Origin of the sequence: Mesorhizobium sp. B1-1-7 (assembly GCF_006442705.1) — a bacterium.
GTDB classification, from domain to species: domain Bacteria; phylum Pseudomonadota; class Alphaproteobacteria; order Rhizobiales; family Rhizobiaceae; genus Mesorhizobium; species Mesorhizobium opportunistum.
The window spans coordinates 186,218-203,374 of the sequence record NZ_VFWQ01000010.1 but is presented as its reverse complement, the minus strand read 5'-3'; the positions used below and the strand labels follow the sequence as shown (position 1 = coordinate 203,374).

The following is a 17,157-nucleotide window of genomic DNA, read 5'->3' as shown; positions in this document are numbered from 1 at the left end:
CGGGGCGGTGCGAGCCGACAGCGCTGCCCCGTGCGCGGCTTGTCTCAGGCCGTTGGCAGGGCCTTGCCTGTCGAAGGGTCGAATAGGCGAAGCGCAGTTTCATCGAAGGTGAGATTGTGCTTTTCGCCCTTGGCGACCCGGGCTCGCGGCGGCAGGCAAGCGGTTAGCCTTTGCGTGCCGATCCGTGCCGTCGTGACCAGTTCGGGGCCAGTCAATTCGACAACCTCGATCTCCACGGGCAATGACAGTTCCGTCGCGGTGTCGCTCGCCACGCGAAGCGCTTCGGGTCTGATGCCGACGATAACGGGAGCGCCTTCGCGAGCCGCGTTCGCATAGCGCGCGGGCAGAGGCATCAGCACATCGGACTCGGCAACGGCCAGTTTGCCGCCGGTGACGATGGCCTGAAGCATGTTCATCGACGGTGCGCCGACAAAGCCCGCGACGTAGAGCGTTGCCGGCTCGTTGTAGATCTCTTCCGGTGTGCCGAGCTGTTCGATCCTGCCGTCGCGCATCACCGCGATGCGCGTCGCCAGCGTCATCGCCTCGATCTGGTCATGGGTGACGTAGACGACGGTGGTCTGCAACATCTGGTGCAACCGCTTCAGCTCGGTGCGCATTTCCAGGCGCAGCTTGGCGTCGAGGTTGGACAGCGGCTCGTCGAACAGGAAGACCTGCGGCTTGCGCACCAGCGCCCTGCCGATGGCGACGCGCTGGCGCTGGCCGCCGGAAAGCTGGCTCGGCTTGCGGTCGAGCAAGGTCTCGATCTGCAGCAGTTTCGCCGCCTCGTTCACGGCCGTCTCGCGCTCATCGGCCGCAACCCCGCGCATCTCGAGCCCGAAGCCGATGTTGCGGCGCACGGTCAGGTTCGGATAGAGCGCATAGGACTGGAAGACCATGGCGATGTCGCGGTTCTTGGGGTGAACGCCGAGGATCGAGTGTCCGCCGATCAGCACATCGCCGCTTGTCGCTTCGGCGAGCCCGGCGATGATGTTGAGCAGCGTCGACTTTCCGCAGCCGGACGAGCCCAGCAGCACCAGGAATTCGCCGCTCTGCAGCGCGATGTCGATGCCCTTCAGCGTCTCGACGCTGCCATAGCTCTTGCGGATGCCGCGGATTTCAAGCGCGCTCATGCATGGGCTCCTCGAGATGCATCGGCCCGCCATAGTTGCGGGGCAGAGTGGAAATGGCGCGCGAAGCGACATGCGTCGCGGCGCGAAGGCAGGCGGACAGCGGCCGTTCCTGGGCGAGGGCCGCCAGGAAGGCGGCGTTGAAGACATCGCCGGCACCGATCGTGTCGACGACGCGGACATCAGGCGCCGTGGCTTCGACGAGGTTCCCGTCCGGATCGATGACGATGGCGCCTTGCGGCCCGCGCTTGACGACGAAGGTCGCACCCTGCCGCATGCTGGAGCGGATTTCGCGCGCGGCTTCCACCGGGCTTGGTGTTGCCGCCAGCGTCACCGTCTCGACCTCGTTGAAAAGGGCTAGGTGGCAGCGCGAGAGCCATGCCCTTGCCGCGGCGCAGTTGGCTTCGGTCCAGCCGTCGATCGGCCAGCCGGTGTCGAGCGCGACGGCAATGCCGTGGCCGTCCGCCCAGTCGAAAAACGCCTCGTAGTCGCGCGTGAGGTCTTCGGTCAGGAAAGAGCCGCAGAGCAGCGCGTAGCCGCCAGAAAGCGCGTTGCCGTCCAGAACGGACAGGACGTCGGCAAGGCTGAAGCGCGGCAGGTGGCCGCGCGTGGTGAAGAAGGTCCGCTCGCCATCCGGATGGGTCATGCCGACCGACAGCGTCGTGCCTTCGGGACGCACCGGCCATTTTTCGGCGCGGCTTGCGAAAGCCTCGCGAAGCCAGCGGCCGAACTGGTCGTCGCCGACATTGGCGGCAATAGCGAAGTCGACGCCCAGCGCCTGCCAGGCCAGTCCGCTGTTGCCGGCCTGGCCGCCAACGCGCAATTCGTCATGATCGACGACGGTTTCGGTTCCCGCCTTCGGCCATGGCGCGACCGGGCCGACGATCAAATCGACATTGACGTTGCCGATCACCGCAAGTGGACGCATCATTCGCTCCTGGTGATCTTGGTGGTGCGAACAGGCGTGCCGGCATTGTCGACACGGGCATCGGCGAAAGCGATCATCAGGCGCTGGGCGACCGGCAGCATGGCAAAGATGGCGGCCATACCGGAAGCCGGTTTGAAAGATAGGGTGGCCGCACCCACGACCGGCGCGAGCTCAGACGAATCGAAGATGACGAGCGGCGCGCCGGCCTCGACCACGGAGGTGGCCATGGCGGTCACCAGGTCCGCCGTCGGATCGTTGCCGCGAAACAGGATGACGCCGATCCGCGGGCCGAGCATCTCCATCGGCCCATGCCGCAACTGGCCGCCTTCGAGTGAAAAGCACGGCAACCGCGACAGTTCGGTGAGGCCGAGCGCCAGAGCCTCGGCGACGCCCTGCAGCCGGCGACCCGAGGCGACGATGGCGGTCACTTTTTCCAGTGCCACAAGTGCCTGTTTGATGTCCGTATCGTGCGGCTGGTCCAGCGCGCCGAGCGCGGCATCCGGGTCGTCGCCGAGGGCTGCAAGGATGGCCAGGTGCAAGGCGAAGCTCACGGTCAGGCTGCGGGTCGCGGCAAAGGCCAGTTCGGTGCCGCCGGCGCCGACGAGGCAAGGCACCGTGCGCGCCAGGAAGGAGGTGCTTTCCAGGGTCAGGCCGAAAACATCGACGGTACCGCCGGCCTCTGCAAACCACCTGACGACCTCAGCGCTCTCGCCCGATTGCGAGGTGACAAGCACCGTCCGTCCCGCCAGCGGCAGGGGCTGGCCGAGCTGTTCGGAAAGCGGCAGCGCCAGGGCATCGATGCCGCGCGCGCGATAGAGCGGCTCGACGGCGCGCCCAACCGCATGCGAACCACCCATGCCGAGCAGAAGCAGGCGTCCGGTCTTCCCGATCGCGGCGGCGACCTGTTGCGCCACGGCGGCGTTCTGTTCGAACGAAGTGCGCGCGTCGGCATGCTGCCGCGCCATTTCGCGGTCGATCGCGGCCAGTCCGGCCGGCCGGGTTTTTGTCGCAGTCATCATCATCCTTTCACACCGCCGCTGGTCAGGCCCGAAATCAGCGCCCGCTGCATGACCAGGCCGATCAGCACCGGCGGCAGAGCGGCGAGTACGCCGGCGGTGGCGATCAGCCCATAATCGGAAACACGGCCGCCGGCCAAATCGGCGATGGCGACGGTCAGGGTCTTGGCGCGCTGGTCGGAGGTGAACAGCAGCGCATAGAAGAATTCATCCCAGGCGAGCAGCACGGCAAACAGCGCCGAGGTCGCCATTGCCGGTGCGGCGAGCGGCAGAGTGATGATGCGCAGGGTCTGGAACAGGCCGGCGCCGTCGATCATCGCCGCCGCCTCGATTTCGCGCGGGATGGAGTCGAAGCCCGATTTCATCAGCCAGGTGGTGAAGGGCGCCAGGATGGTCAGGTAGACCAACGCCAGGCCGAAGACATTGTTGAGCAGGCCGAGATGCGACAGGCCCATATAGAGCGGCACGGCCAACGCCACCGGCGGCAGCATGTAGGTGGCGATGACCATCGACAGCGACCAGCCGATCGCCGGCGTGCGGGACACCGCCCAGCCGGCGGGGATGGCGAGGGCCAATGCCGCCAGCGTCGCCATGCCGGCGATCTCCAGGCTGTTGCGCAGCGACGAGGTGAAGGCGGCGCCGGCGCTGTTTTCAGCGGTCGACAGCAATTGCCGGTAGCGCGAGAAGTCGGCGGCCTGCGGCCACCAGCGCAGCGGCTTGGCGGCAAGGTCGGCGGCCGGCGATATGCTCATGATGAACAGCCAGGCGATAGGCGCCAGGATGATCGCGGCGAGCAGCAATGCGCAGGCGTGGATGAAGATGGTGAAGCCGAGGCTCTTGCGTTCCATCAGGCGGCACTCCCGGCGGTCTTCCTGACCAGCGTCGCATAGGCGACGGCGAGCACCGTCACGAGCAGCGTGACGATCAGCGCCAGCGACGCGCCGGAGCCGGCGCGCTGGAAGGAGAAGGCCTCCTGGTAGACGAGGATCGACAGCGTGCGCGTGCTGTTGGCCGGGCCGCCGCGGGTCATCACCCAGATAATGTCGAAGACCTTGAACGCCTCGATGGTGCGCAGCACCAGCGCCACCATCAGCGGGCCGGCGAGGTAGGGCAGGATGACGAAGCGGAAGCGGTTGAAGGGCCCGGCGCCGTCGACCAGCGAGGCGGCGGTGATGTCGCGCGGCACCGCCTGCAGGGCGGCGAGCGCAATCAGCGCCACCAGCGGAAAGTTCTTCCAGCAGTCGGCGACGATCAGGGCCGCCAGCGCCGTGCCGGGTTCACCAAGCCAGGAGCGATAGGCGTCGATCAGATGGAGTTGCGTGAGAGCCGCGTTCAGCGCGCCATATTCAGGATTGTAGATCAGCCGCCACAGGGTGGCGTTGACCACCGTCGGCAACGCCCAGGGCAGAATCATCAGGGCACGCAGGATGGCACGGCCGCGGAATTCCTGATTGAGCAAAAGAGCCGCGAGAACGCCGATCACCATCTCGGCGGCAACCGAGATGACCGCGAACAGCGCCGTGGTGACCAGCGTGCGCGAGAAATTCGCGCTCGACAGCATCTTCGTGTAATTGTCGAAGCCGACGAAATCGCCACCCGTGCCGACCAGCTTGGCATCGGTGAAGGAAAGGCTGACCGTATCGACCAGCGGCCAGCCGATGACGGCGATCATGACCACGAGCAGCGGCAGCATCAGCAACCAAGCACGGGTCGTCATCCAGGTGCCCGACATCAGAGCAGCCTCTCTTCATTCATGGTGATTTCAGACATAGCACGGGCGGCACTTAGGCCGCCCGTGCTGAGAACAAGACGAGTTCAGAGGCCGCTGTTCTGGGCGGCGGTCTTCAGGGCGTCTTCCGGCGAGGACTGGCCGAGCAGCGATTCCTGGATCGCCTGCTGCAGCGCGGTCGACAGCTCCTGGTATTTCGGCGTGGTCGGACGCGGATACATGGCGGCCAGGCCGAGCTTGGCGGCGGCGATCAGCTCTTCCTGGCCCTTGGTGACGGCCGGGTCGTCATAGGATGAGGCCCAGATTGGCAGCGAGAGCTTGGCATACTGGTTCTGCGTCGCCTGCGAGGTCATGAACTCGATGTACTTCCAGGCTTCGTCGGGATGCTTCGAGACAGCCGTGACGCCGAGGCCCATCGAGCCGTTGACGGCCGAAACCTCACTGGTGCCGGCAACGCCCGGCGCCGGCACAACGCCGACCTTGCCGACGACCTTCGAGTCCTTCGGATCGTTGGCCATGTTGTACATGTAGGTCCAGTTCAAGGCGAAAGCGGCGTCGCCGTTTTCGAAAACCTTGCGCACGTCCTCCTCCAGGAACTCCTTGGAGTTCGGGTTGGTGAGGCCGGACTTGTAGCTGTCGACCATGTATCTCAGCGCCTCGAGGCCGCCGCCGTTCTGGAAGTCCGGCTTGCCGTCCTTGAGGAAGTCGCCGCCATAGGCGCTGACCAGCGTGGTGTAGTCGCAGATCGCGGCCTCGGCCTGCGACCAGCTCCAGGCGATCGGCGTTTTCAGCAGGCCTTTGTCCTTGATGATCTTGGCCTGAGCGCCGAGCTCTTCCCAGGTCTTCGGCGGTGCCTTGATGCCGGCCTTTTCCAGGATTTCCTTGTTGTAGAACAGGTATTTGGTGTCGAGGATCCAGGGCATGCCGTAATATTTGCCGTCGTAGCGGACCGTGGTCCAGGCGCCGGGCAGCACACCCTTCTTCATGTCGTCGGTGATCTTGGACGACACGTCGACCAGCACCTTGTTGGTGGCGTATTCGGCTGGCCAGATGACGTCGAACAGCACGACGTCGTAGCCGCCGCCCGAGCCCTGGGCGAGCACGGTCTTGTCGTGCAGGCCTTCATAGGGGACGAATTCGAGATTGACCTTGAGGTCCGGATTGGCCTTGGTGAAGGCATCCGTCATGGCGCGCACATCGGCCTCGCTGTAGGCGGCCTGCGCCATGAAAAGCGCGTTGAGCGTGGTTTCGGCGAAAGCGTGCGGAACGAACAGTCCGCCAGCGAAGACCGCGCCGACCAGTGTTTTGGTGATTGTCTTAAGCATCTTCTTCTCCCATTTCCGGCGTTGATGGGCCGGCGGTGCCGATATTTCGCACCGTCTTCCCGGATCCATGTCGCGTGACCTGATGATCACCCGGCTGCCCGGTGGCGACGGGCCGAGGCCCTGGCCATCTTGTTTTGCGGCATTCGGTTCGCATTAAGTCAACTCGCTTGACTTAATTAGTCGATCAATATTCTAATGGAGTCAAGAGGGGAAACGCCGATGGATGACATCAGCCCGATCCGCGCCAAAAGCGGCACCAATCAGGAAGGCACCAGCGCGCACAACCGCCGTGTGATGATCGAGGCATTGCGCCTCAATGGTGCCCTGTCGCGCGCCGACCTGGCGCGGGCGACGCAGCTAACCAAGCAGGCGGTTTCCAACATCATCGAGGATCTCGAAAGCGACGGCCTTGTCGTGGCGCTCGATGCGGTGCGCAAGGGCAGGGGGCAGCCCTCGACACCCTACAGGCTGGTTCCCGAAGGCGCCTTCGCCATCGGCCTGCAGATCGACCGCTACCTGACGCGGGCGGTCGCGGTCGATCTGATGGGCAGTGTGCTGGCGCGCGCCGAGGCAAACCTGCCGTTCGATGAGCCTTCGAAGGGCGTCGAGGTGATCCTCGGCCTGATCGACGGCGTCCGGCGCGACCTGGCCGGGATTTCCTCGCAGTCGGAGAAACGGCTGGTCGGTCTCGGCGTGGCCATGCCCGGCCCTTTCGGGCTGAAGGATTCGGACGACAAATGGATGATGCCGGCCTGGCAGAAGTTTCCGCTGCTGGAGACGCTGGCCAAAGGCACGGGGCTGAATGTCGGCCTGCAGAACGACGCCGCCGCTTGTGCGACGGCGGAACGCATCGTGGGCGCGGCGCATGGCGTCGATCACGCGGTCTGCCTCTATGTCGGCTACGGCATCGGCACCGGACTGATCCTCAATGGCGAACTCTACAGCGGCGGCCACGGCAATGCCGGCGAAATCGGCATGGCCTTGCTGTCGCCGGCCGGTCCCGGCTCGACACCGCTCGAACATCGCGCATCGCTGGCCTCGCTCTACCAGCATCTCGGCCTCAACCCGGCGGACAGCGATATCTACGAGCAGATGAATGCCCTGGTCCTGGGCGGGAATCCTGGGATGATGGCCTGGATCGACGGCGCGGCGCATGATTTGCGCTGGAGCGTGCATCTGATCGAGACGATCTTCGATCCACAGACCGTCATCCTGACCAGCGGCGCACCGGAAGCGCTGGCCCGCCGGCTGGTCGAAGCGATGCATCCGCTGCTGCCGTCGATCGCCGACCGGCCAGGCCGGACCTTGCCACGCCTGCAGCTCGGCACAACGGACCCTTGGTCGATCGCGCTCGGTGCCGCGGCGGCGCCGATCAGCCGCGCCTTCGATCCGCTGTTCTCGGCAATCCTGAAGACAAGCTCCGGTCCGGCCTAGGAGCTTCAGGGGTCTACCCGGCGTCACACAGGGTTCATCGTCCGGACATAGCGTCTTTCCCAGTTCTTTGCTGCAATGCAATAGGAGTGGGACATGGTGGACATAGTTTCTAGCGAGGCGGGCATTCCGAGACCGGAGCATCCGCTGGATCATTCAGGTGGCGCGAAGTGGTTCCTGCCGGCCTTCGGTGTGCTGGTGCTGGTTGGCATCGTCTATGTCGCCTACGCGCTCAGCCAGGATCTGGCGGTGGCCAAGACCGTGCCATGGATCCTGCTCGGCATTGCCTTGCTGATCGCGCTCGGCTTCGAATTCGTCAACGGCTTCCACGACACCGCCAATGCGGTGGCGACCGTCATCTACACGCGCTCCCTGCCGGCCGAATTCGCCGTCATGTGGTCGGGCGTCTTCAATTTCCTCGGGGTCCTCACCTCCAGCGGCGCGGTCGCCTTCGGCATCCTGTCGCTGCTGCCGGTCGAGCTGATCCTGCAGGTCGGTTCCTCCTCGGGCTTTGCCATGGTGTTCGCGCTGCTGGTTGCCGCCATCCTGTGGAACCTCGGCACCTGGTTCCTCGGCCTGCCTGCCTCGAGCTCGCACACCATGGTAGGCTCGATCATTGGCGTCGGCCTCGCCAATCAGTTCATGGCGCCGGCCGGCAGCGCCACCAGCGGCGTCGACTGGTCGCAGGCGACCAATGTCGGCACCACCTTGCTGGTATCGCCGATCGTCGGCTTCTTCGCCGCCGCCATCCTGCTCTATGTGATGAAGCTTCTGGTGCGCAATCCGGCGCTCTACGAGGCGCCGAAGGGCAATGCCCCGCCGCCCTGGTGGATCCGCGCTCTGCTGATCTTCACCTGCACCGGCGTCAGCTTCGCGCACGGCTCCAATGACGGCCAGAAGGGCATGGGCCTGATCATGCTGATCCTGATCGGCGTGGTGCCGACGGCCTATGCGCTGAACAGGACGCCCGACATCAACTACCTCGAAGCCTACAAGTCGGCCTCCGTCAATGTCGAGACGGCGCTCGGCAAATATGCAAAGCCCGGCATCACCGTCGCCGACGCCAAGGCCGCTGTCCAGGATGCAGTGCGCACCCGGACCTGGAGCGACCAGACCACCGTGGCGCTGCAGACCTATATCCACAACACGACCGCCGGGCTGCAGCCCTATGCCTCGGTCGACAACGTGCCGACCGATCTCGTCAGCAACGCCCGTAACGACATCTATCTGATCGGCGAGGCGCTCAAGCTGATCGACAAGAAAAAGCTGTTGCCGATGGAAGCGGCCGATCTCAAGGCGGTCACCGACTACCACAAGGCGGTCGACAACGCGACGAAGTTCATCCCGTTGTGGGTGAAGATCGCCGTCGCCCTGGCGCTTGGCCTTGGCACGATGGTTGGCTGGAAGCGCATCGTGGTCACCGTCGGCGAGAAGATCGGCAAGAGCCACCTGACCTACGGCCAGGGTGCGGCCGCCGAACTGGTGGCGATGGTGACCATCGGCATGGCCGACAGGCTCGGCCTCCCGGTGTCGACAACCCATGTGCTGTCGTCGGGCGTCGCCGGAACGATGGCCGCCAACGGTTCGGGCCTGCAGTGGTCGACGGTGCGCAACCTGCTGCTGGCCTGGGTGCTGACCCTGCCGTGCTCGATCGCGCTCGCCTTCGTGCTGTTCATCGTCTTCCGCCAGGTGTTCTGAGCGGAGCATGTACTTTCAGAAAAAAGGCAGCGCCGGTCGCCGGCGCTGCCTTTTTCTTGTTCATCCCGAAGCGTCGCGGGACAGCACCCCCCTCTGGCCTGCCGGCCATCTCCCCCGCAAGGAGGGAGATTAGCAGTTCATGCGCCCCGCCAGTCTTGAGAGCTATTGGAGATTGGCGAAGGCGCAGCCCTCATTGATCTCCCCCCTTGCGGGGGAGATGTCCGGCAGGACAGAGGGGGGTGTGAAGGAACTCGACGGCGGGATTGTTGCGGGTACCGCCCTTGCCCGACTCTAGGTCGGATCCTCGCGATGCAGATCGTGGATGGCAACGCCATCGACATTGGTCGGCAGGGTCAGCCATTTGCGATGGCGCAAGGTGCGCTGGGTGTCCTCAAGGCCTGTCTCCCAATGCTCGCGCATCGAGGTGCCGGAGAACTCATAGTCCTTGGCGTGACCTTCATAGCCCTTGTGCTGGTAGATCAGGTGCACGATGTTGACGATGCCGGCGTCGGAATAGTCCGCGATCAGCACTTCCTCATCCGGCGTCAGCTGCTCCTTGGGCACCCGCTTCAGCGCGTCGAGCAGGCGCATCTTCAGGCCATGGATGCGCTTGAAGTTGTCGGTGTTCTGGCGCGTGCGGCTGGAATACATGATGTCCTTGTGACGCGACAGCACGTCGGGCATGCTGCGCGGCAGGACACCGCGGGCGCTGAACAGGTCGACCTGGAAGACGAGGGAAGAACGGTCCTCTTCCTGGTCGAGCAGATATTGCAGCGGCGTGTTGGAGACGATGCCGCCATCCCAGTAATACTCGCCCTCGATGCGGATCGCTGGGAAAGCAGGCGGCAGCGCGCCGCTGGCCATGATGTGCTCCGGTCCGATGCGGACCTTGTCAGTGTCGAAATAGACGAAGTTGCCGGTGCGGACATTGACCGCGCCGACGCTCAGCCGCTTCTTGCCGTCGTTCAGCACGTCGAAGTCGATCAGGCTTTCCAGCGTGTCCTTCAACTCGGCGGTGTCGTAGAAGCTGGTGGCGCCCTCGGCGCCCTGCTGCTCGAACCAGGGATTGGGGCTGCGCGGCTTGAAGAAGCCGGGCTGGCCCATGGTCATCGTCATCCACGAGGAGGTGCGGTTGCGGATATCGCGATAGATATCGCCTTCGGGCGTATAGGACCAGATCTTGCGGCCCGAGATCGTTTGCCAGAACTGCTCAAGACGCTGGAGACGACGGCTTGACTCATTGCCGGCGATGATCGCCGCATTGATGGCGCCGATCGACACGCCGGACAGCCATGTCGGCTCGCAGCCGGCGTCGGCCAGCGCCTGGTAGACCCCGGCCTGGTAGGCGCCGAGCGCGCCGCCACCCTGAAACACCAGCGCGATACGGTCGTATTGCGCCGAGATTTCCTCGATGGTGGCGGTGGCCTCCTTCTTGCGGTTGCGTTCAAGCACGGGCTTTCTCCAGCTGGTTGGCGGCGGACAGGCGGTGATCGCCGAGATAGTCGTGGACCACCTCGCCCAGTCCCAGCGTCAGGTCGGCTTTGAAATGAACGGCGGATACGATGTCGAGCACCGGCAGCTTCGCCACGTCGGCCATGACGTGTGGTCTGAGATCGAGCGCTGCCGGCGCCGTCCAGGCCTCCTTCAGCGTGATATCGGTGAGGTAGTAGCGCACCAGCTCGCAGATGCGCGGGCTTCCGTCGACATGCGGGATGATCTTGATCAGGAAATTGGGCGCGGCGAGCGCTGCGAGCACGGAATCGTGGTCGGCCTCGCGGTGCTTGTAGCCCATGGTGCCGGTAGCGCACAGAACGCTGCCATAGTGCAGCGTGCCGACGATCACCTCGCCCTCATGGATGATCTTGGGGTTGGCCAGCTTCTTCGGGAAACCCCACAACTCGCGGCCGCCGGCGATCGGCGCGTCGTCGTCGAGATACATCGAATGGACGTAGCCGCCATGCTGGCCCTTGTAGCGCACGGGGATGACCTGACCGGTCTCGGTGTAGTCGCCGAAGCCGGTCGAGTCCGGCATGCGGATGAACTCGTACTTGACCAGCGGCTCGTCGATCTCCAGCGGCGCCGGCACGACCGCCTCGAGCGCCTCACGCGTCGTGCGATAGGTGATGATGATGTATTCACGGTCGAAGAAACGATAGGGCCCTGGCGGGAAGGACGGGTTGGTCAGCGGCATCGCATAGGCGCGCTTCACGACATCGGCGATTTCCAAGCTGCACCCCCAAGGTTCTTCGGGCAATATTTTCGTCAGGAATGACCGCGCGAATGCGCAAGCGATTATGTTGCACGGCACCATGACAGGGCCGTGTCAGGCTCACGACCATGGTTTCGAAGGGGGCGAGGGGCCGTGCCAGCGGTGTCGTCTGGCTGTAATCGCATCGACACATGGCTCTGCCATTGTCATGTTGCGACGCACAATTATATCGTCATGTTCCCTCCCACTTCGCGCGAGATCACCATGGGTTCCCTGTCTTCGAAGAATGCCCTCGTCACCGGCTCGACCAGCGGTATCGGCCTGGCCATCGCCCGCGCCTTTGCCGCCGAAGGCGCCAACGTCACCATCAATGGCCTTGGCGATGCCGCCGCGATCGAGCAGGAACGCGCCGGCATCGAGAAGGATTTCGGCGTCAAGTGCCGCTATTCCGATGCCAACATGATGGATGGGGCTGCGGTGAGCGCCATGGTGCATGACGCCGAGGCCGCGTTCGGCAGTCTCGATATCCTGGTCAACAATGCCGGCATCCAGCACGTCGCACCGATCGAGGACTTTCCCGACGACAAGTGGGAAGCCATCATCCGCATCAATCTTTTGGCAGCCTTCTACGCCATCAAGGCGGTGGTGCCCGGCATGAAGGCGCGCAAATGGGGCCGCATCATCAACACGGCGTCGGCGCATGCGCTGGTCGCCTCGCCGTTCAAGTCGGCCTATGTCTCGGCCAAGCACGGCATTGCAGGCCTGACCAAGACGGTGGCGCTGGAAGTTGCGCAGGACGGCATCACCGTCAACGCGATCGCGCCGGGCTACGTCTGGACGCCGCTGGTCGAAAAGCAGATACCCGACACGATGAAGGCGCGCGGCATGACCGAGGAGCAGGTCAAGCACGACGTGCTGCTCGCCGCACAGCCGACGAAGGAATTCGTCACCGTCGAGGAGCTTGCGGCGCTGACGCTGTTCCTGTGCTCGGATTCAGCCAGGCAGATCACCGGGACGACCTTGCCAATGGACGGCGGCTGGACGGCACAGTAGAGGCTATGGCCTGAGTTTGGTCAAAGTTCCTTAACGAGGCGGTTCTCATCGCCATGCAGATAGGTCTCCCACAAATAGTTGGAGACCAGCCGCCGGTATCGCTGGGTGTTGATCAACTTCCGGTAGCCAGCGCCGCCGATATGCAGAAAGGCGCTGCCCAACATCTGATGACCGGAGTCGGCCTCGCCGAGGTTCAGATGAGCCGTAGTGGCTGGCGCATCCAAGACATCGTTTTCGCCGAGCAGGCGATAGAGTCCAGCCCAGTTGCCTCCGCCAGTGTCCATTCCGTGGATGAAGCGGGGGTTAAAATCCATGTCCACATTCTCCATGGCGCTAAAGCGGAAGAAGCAGAATCCTGCCCACAAGAACCACGCTTGGCGATCCGATGTTGACCGGCGCTTTGTGCCATAGACGACTTTTCCTTCCATGGTCGCGGGAATGTCCACGGGGATGATCGGAAAGCAGTCGTGATCCAGAAAACCGAACAGCTCGGGCTGCATCGGCCGGATGATATTGTGAAAGATCCAGTTCATGGACGTTCCATGCGACCGGTTGGGATGACGCTCCCAGTTTCGGGGCAAGCCGAAATAGGGGACGCCCCGCGCTCGACAGATTTCCTCGATACGGGTGCGAGCCGATTGCTTTGGAGAGTTGTCGACAACGACCAGCGTCATTCCGGACGAATACAGCTCCCAGGAGCGGGCCATCGCGTCGATGACCCAAGGGGTGTTGAAGGCAATGACAAAACAAAATCGCCGATCACCGGTTCGCCGCACTTCGTCGGCGAATTTCAAACCTTCCGCAACGCCGCGTCCACGGAAGTTGCGTTCAATCAAGGCATTTCGCAATGCCTTGGCTGCTCTGACAGGCCGGTTCTGGTTCAGCAGATCGATCAGGACCCTTCTCGGGTTCCAGCGCATACAAATTCCCCGGCCCTGAATGAGCTGTGGCTTTATTAGGCCGAAGCCTGCTTTCTCACAAGTCAAGCCGTGGAGGCAGTGCTTGACGGCGTCAGCGTCAACGCCACCGCGCCCGTCTGTGTCTGGATAGCGCTGGTCGGCCATGGACCGGCCTGCTTGTTCCCGGCGTCGGGAAGCCCCGCCGCCGCGCCTGCCTGTCGATATGCACCCGCCGTGCGGCTGCCGTTGCCTAGGGCGCCGCAGCCTCCGCGAAGGCGCGTCAAAAAGCACCGAATTTGGACATTAGTCTTGACAGGAATACAGATGTTCAATACCCGTCAAGCACTTGAACATGGCCTGCACTACGGGAGGAATGAGCGGTATGGCTTCCAATGTTTCATTGACGGGCCTTGCCCGCGATCTCGAGGAACGCGGCAAGTCGGGCAAGCCCATTCGTATCGGCCTGATCGGCTCCGGCGAGATGGGAACCGATATCGTTACCCGTGTCGCGCATATGTCCGGCATCGAGATCGGCGCGATTTCCGAACTGAACCTGCCCGCCGCCAGCAAGGCGGTGGACATCGCCTTCCAGGAAACCGGCCACGCGCGCGAGGTGTCGAACGCTTCGGCGATGACGGCCGCCATGGAGGCCGGCAAGGTGGCGGTCACCAATGACGCCAGCCTGGTCATCAACAATGACCTCATCGATGTCGTCATCGACGCCACCGGCGTTCCCGCCGTCGGCGCCGAGATTGGGCTGCGCGCCATGGAACACGGCAAGCACCTGGTGATGATGAATGTCGAGGCCGACGTCACCATCGGCGCCTATCTGAAGAGCGAGGCCGACCGGCTTGGCGTCACCTATTCGCTTGGCGCCGGCGACGAGCCGTCCTCCTGCATGGAACTGATCGAGTTCGTCTCGGCCATGGGCCATCCGATCGTCGCCGCCGGCAAGGGCAAGAACAACCCGCTCAACGTCGACGCCACGCCGCCCGCCTATGAGGAAGAGGCCAGGCGCCGCCACATGAATGTGCGCATGCTGGTCGAATTCGTAGACGGCTCCAAGACCATGGTCGAGATGGCGGCGATCGCCAACGCCACCGGACTGGTACCCGACAAGGCCGGCATGCATGGCCCGGCCGCGACGCTCGGCGAACTCTCGAAAGTGCTGGTGCCGCAGAAGGATGGCGGCGTGCTGTCCAGGGTCGGCGTCGTCGACTACTCGATCGGCAAGGGTGTCGCACCCGGCGTCTTCGTCGTCGCCGACATGTCGCACCCGCGCATTTCGGAGCGCATGGAAGATCTGAAGATGGGCAAGGGCCCGTACTTCACCTTCCACCGCCCCTATCACCTGACTTCGCTCGAAGTGCCGCTGACCTGCGCCCGCGTCGTGCTCTACGGCAAGGCCGACATGGTGCCGCTGGCCAAGCCGGTGGCCGAAGTCGCCGCCGTGGCCAAGAAGGACATGAAGCCGGGCGAGAAGCTCGATGCGATCGGCGAATATTGCTACCGCGCCTGGATCATGACGGCGCCGGACGCGCATGCCGCCCGGGCCATTCCCTGCGGCCTGCTGCAGGGCGGCTCGGTGACGGCGCCGATCAAGAAGGGCGAGCTCATCACCTATGCCAATGCGGCCCCGGCTCCGGGCTCCAAGATCGCCGAACTGCGCGCGCGCCAGGACAAGCTCGTCTATGGAACCGTTGGAGCCTGACCATGGCTGGATTGAGCAAAGCCGTGGCGGACAGCCGCGCCAACCTGCCCTTCGTCTATCGCCAGTACAGCGCCGAGCAACTCAAGCAGGTGCTCTACAAGATGTACCTCATCCGCCGCTTCGAAGAGGGCGCGGAGGAGTGCTACACGCGCGGCCTCATCCACGGCACCATGCATTTGTCGATCGGCCAGGAGGCCAGTGCCATGGGCATCTGCATGCCGCTTGGCGAGGATGACCAGATCACCTCGACCCATCGCGGCCACGGCCACTGCATCGCCAAGGGCGCCGAGGTCAAGCGTATGTTCGCCGAGTTCTTCGGCAAGACCACCGGCTACTGCAAGGGTCGCGGCGGCTCGATGCACATCGCCGATGTCGGCAAGGGCAATCTCGGCGCCAACGGCATCGTCGGCGGCGGCATTCCGATCGCGGTGGGGGCAGCGCTCTCCTCCAAGAGGATGAAAACCGGCAAGGTTGTCGTGTCCTTCTTCGGCGACGGCGCCAACAATGAAGGCGCCTTCCACGAGGCGCTCAACATGGCGGCGATCTGGAAGCTGCCCGTCATTTTCGTCTGCGAGAACAATGGCTACGGCATGTCGACGTCGACGGCTCGCTCGACCGCGGTCAAGAACATCGCCGACCGCGCCGCCGCTTATTCGATGCCGGGCGTCATCGTCAACGGCAACATCTTCTCCGAGGTGGCCGAGGCCTCCTACAAGGCCATCGAGCGTGCGCGGGCGGGCGAGGGGCCGACGCTGATCGAATCCAAGACCTACCGCCATCGCGGCCACTCCAAGAGCGACCGCAACCGCTATCGCACCAAGGAGGAGATCGAGGACTGGATGTCGAACCGCGACCCGATCACCCTGTTCGAAAACGAGCTGCGCGAATTCGGCTTCATCGACGACAAGGGCATCGAGGCCATCCGCGATGCGGTGGCGCGGGAAATCGCCGACGGCATCGAATTCGCCAAGGCAAGTCCGTCGCCGGACATCAGCGAGACCGGAAAGTATGTCTATACGGAGCAGGCGTGATGGACGCGATGGTGCGTGAACTGAGCTACGCCCAGGCGATCCAGGAAGCCATGGCGATCGCCATGGACATGGACGAGCGCGTCTTCCTGATGGGAGAGGATATCGGCGTCTATGGCGGCGCCTTCCAGGTGACCGGCGACCTGGTCGAACGCTACGGCGCGGACCGCGTGATGGACACGCCGATTTCGGAACTGGGCGGCGCGGGCGTCGCGGTCGGTGCGGCCCTCACCGGCATGCGGCCGATATTCGAATTCCAGTTTTCCGATTTCGCGACGCTCGCCATGGAGCAGATCGTCAACCAGGCGGCCAAGATGCGCTTCATGCTGGGCGGCGAGGTTTCGGTTCCCGTGGTGATGCGCTTTCCCGCCGGCTCCGGCACCGGCGCGGCCGCGCAGCACAGCCAGAGCCTCGAAGCCTGGCTCGGACATGTGCCCGGCCTCAAGGTCATCCAGCCGGCAACGCCCTACGATGCCAAGGGCATGCTATTGGCGGCGGTCGCCGATCCCGATCCGGTGATGATCTTCGAGCACAAGCTGCTCTACAAGATGAAGGGGCCGGTGCCCGAAGGTTATTACACGGTGCCGATCGGCAAGGCCGATATCCGCCGCGAGGGCTGCGACCTCACCATCGTCGCCACCTCGATCATGGTGCAGAAGGCGCTCGACGCCGCGGCCACCCTGGAAGCCGAAGGCATCGATGTCGAGGTCGTCGACCTCAGGACCATCCGACCGATGGACAAGCAGACCGTCATCGACAGCGTCAAGAAGACCTCGCGGCTGATGTGCGTCTACGAGGCGGTCAAGACGCTGGGCATCGGCGCCGAGGTCAGCGCCATGATCGCCGAGAGCGAGGCGTTCGACTATCTCGACGCGCCGATCGTGCGGCTGGGCGGCGCAGAGACGCCGATCCCCTACAATCCGGAGCTGGAAAAGGCCACCGTGCCGCAGGTTCCCGACATCATCACCGCCGCGCGCGACCTCGTGAAAGGGGTTCGCTGAGA

The 17,157-nt window shown here is 64.1% G+C and carries 15 protein-coding genes; 6 read left to right on the top strand and 9 right to left on the bottom strand.

Going from position 1 to position 17,157, the window contains the following annotated elements:
- Positions 1-44: 44 nt before the first annotated feature.
- The 6 genes from FJ978_RS18970 to FJ978_RS18945 all read right to left on the bottom strand — a co-directional run bounded on the left by FJ978_RS18970 (position 45) and on the right by FJ978_RS18945 (position 6,125).
- A complete protein-coding gene (locus FJ978_RS18970; protein WP_140573276.1) occupies positions 45-1,130 on the bottom strand; it encodes an ABC transporter ATP-binding protein in 1,086 nt (361 codons plus the stop codon).
- A complete protein-coding gene (locus tag FJ978_RS18965) occupies positions 1,117-2,055 on the bottom strand; it encodes a PfkB family carbohydrate kinase (protein WP_140573349.1) in 939 nt (312 codons plus the stop codon). Before FJ978_RS18965 ends, FJ978_RS18970 begins: the two co-directional genes overlap by 14 nt.
- Complete coding sequence (locus FJ978_RS18960) at positions 2,055-3,077, bottom strand: SIS domain-containing protein (RefSeq protein WP_140573275.1); 1,023 nt, start codon at positions 3,075-3,077, stop codon at positions 2,055-2,057. The genes FJ978_RS18965 and FJ978_RS18960 overlap by 1 nt, the downstream gene beginning before the upstream one ends.
- The gene (locus tag FJ978_RS18955) at positions 3,074-3,919 is read right to left on the bottom strand and encodes a carbohydrate ABC transporter permease (protein ID WP_140573274.1); all 846 of its coding nucleotides are present in this window, start codon (positions 3,917-3,919) and stop codon (positions 3,074-3,076) included. Before FJ978_RS18955 ends, FJ978_RS18960 begins: the two co-directional genes overlap by 4 nt.
- On the bottom strand, positions 3,919-4,803 hold the full coding sequence (locus tag FJ978_RS18950) for a sugar ABC transporter permease (protein WP_140573273.1): 885 nt from the start codon (positions 4,801-4,803) through the stop codon (positions 3,919-3,921). Before FJ978_RS18950 ends, FJ978_RS18955 begins: the two co-directional genes overlap by 1 nt.
- Positions 4,804-4,886: 83 nt before the next feature.
- Positions 4,887-6,125, bottom strand: a complete 1,239-nt coding sequence (locus tag FJ978_RS18945) for an extracellular solute-binding protein (protein ID WP_140573272.1) — start codon at positions 6,123-6,125, stop codon at positions 4,887-4,889.
- A gap of 219 nt (positions 6,126-6,344) precedes the next feature.
- On the opposite strand from FJ978_RS18945, the gene FJ978_RS18940 reads away from it, so the two are divergent.
- Positions 6,345-7,559, top strand: coding sequence for an ROK family transcriptional regulator (locus tag FJ978_RS18940; protein ID WP_140573271.1), 1,215 nt, complete (start codon positions 6,345-6,347; stop codon positions 7,557-7,559).
- Positions 7,560-7,652: 93 nt separating this feature from the next.
- Positions 7,653-9,254 carry an inorganic phosphate transporter gene (locus tag FJ978_RS18935; protein ID WP_140573270.1) on the top strand — a complete coding sequence of 534 codons (1,602 nt, stop codon included), beginning with the start codon at positions 7,653-7,655 and terminating at the stop codon, positions 9,252-9,254.
- A gap of 291 nt (positions 9,255-9,545) precedes the next feature.
- Here FJ978_RS18935 and FJ978_RS18925 read toward each other — a convergent pair whose 3' ends face one another.
- Both FJ978_RS18925 and FJ978_RS18920 read right to left on the bottom strand, forming a co-directional pair.
- A complete protein-coding gene (locus FJ978_RS18925) occupies positions 9,546-10,706 on the bottom strand; it encodes a patatin-like phospholipase family protein (protein ID WP_013892714.1) in 1,161 nt (386 codons plus the stop codon).
- The gene (locus tag FJ978_RS18920) at positions 10,699-11,481 is read right to left on the bottom strand and encodes an acetoacetate decarboxylase (RefSeq protein WP_140573269.1); all 783 of its coding nucleotides are present in this window, start codon (positions 11,479-11,481) and stop codon (positions 10,699-10,701) included. The genes FJ978_RS18925 and FJ978_RS18920 overlap by 8 nt, the downstream gene beginning before the upstream one ends.
- 246 nt (positions 11,482-11,727) lie before the next feature.
- On the opposite strand from FJ978_RS18920, the gene FJ978_RS18915 reads away from it, so the two are divergent.
- On the top strand, positions 11,728-12,516 hold the full coding sequence (locus tag FJ978_RS18915) for a 3-hydroxybutyrate dehydrogenase (protein ID WP_140573268.1): 789 nt from the start codon (positions 11,728-11,730) through the stop codon (positions 12,514-12,516).
- A 20-nt stretch (positions 12,517-12,536) separates the two neighbouring features.
- Here FJ978_RS18915 and FJ978_RS18910 read toward each other — a convergent pair whose 3' ends face one another.
- On the bottom strand, positions 12,537-13,580 hold the full coding sequence (locus tag FJ978_RS18910) for a hypothetical protein (protein WP_246678165.1): 1,044 nt from the start codon (positions 13,578-13,580) through the stop codon (positions 12,537-12,539).
- 217 nt (positions 13,581-13,797) lie between these two features.
- Between FJ978_RS18910 and FJ978_RS18905 the strand changes: the two genes are divergently transcribed.
- Genes FJ978_RS18905 through FJ978_RS18895 form a run of 3 tightly spaced genes read left to right on the top strand, consistent with a single transcriptional unit; the run spans position 13,798 to position 17,155 of the window.
- Positions 13,798-15,126, top strand: coding sequence for an NAD(P)H-dependent oxidoreductase (locus FJ978_RS18905; protein WP_140573267.1), 1,329 nt, complete (start codon positions 13,798-13,800; stop codon positions 15,124-15,126).
- A 2-nt stretch (positions 15,127-15,128) separates the two neighbouring features.
- On the top strand, positions 15,129-16,157 hold the full coding sequence (locus tag FJ978_RS18900; protein ID WP_140573266.1) for a thiamine pyrophosphate-dependent dehydrogenase E1 component subunit alpha: 1,029 nt from the start codon (positions 15,129-15,131) through the stop codon (positions 16,155-16,157).
- Entirely contained in the window at positions 16,157-17,155 is a 999-nt protein-coding gene (locus tag FJ978_RS18895; RefSeq protein ID WP_140573265.1) for an alpha-ketoacid dehydrogenase subunit beta, read from the top strand. The genes FJ978_RS18900 and FJ978_RS18895 overlap by 1 nt, the downstream gene beginning before the upstream one ends.
- Positions 17,156-17,157: the final 2 nt, after the last annotated feature.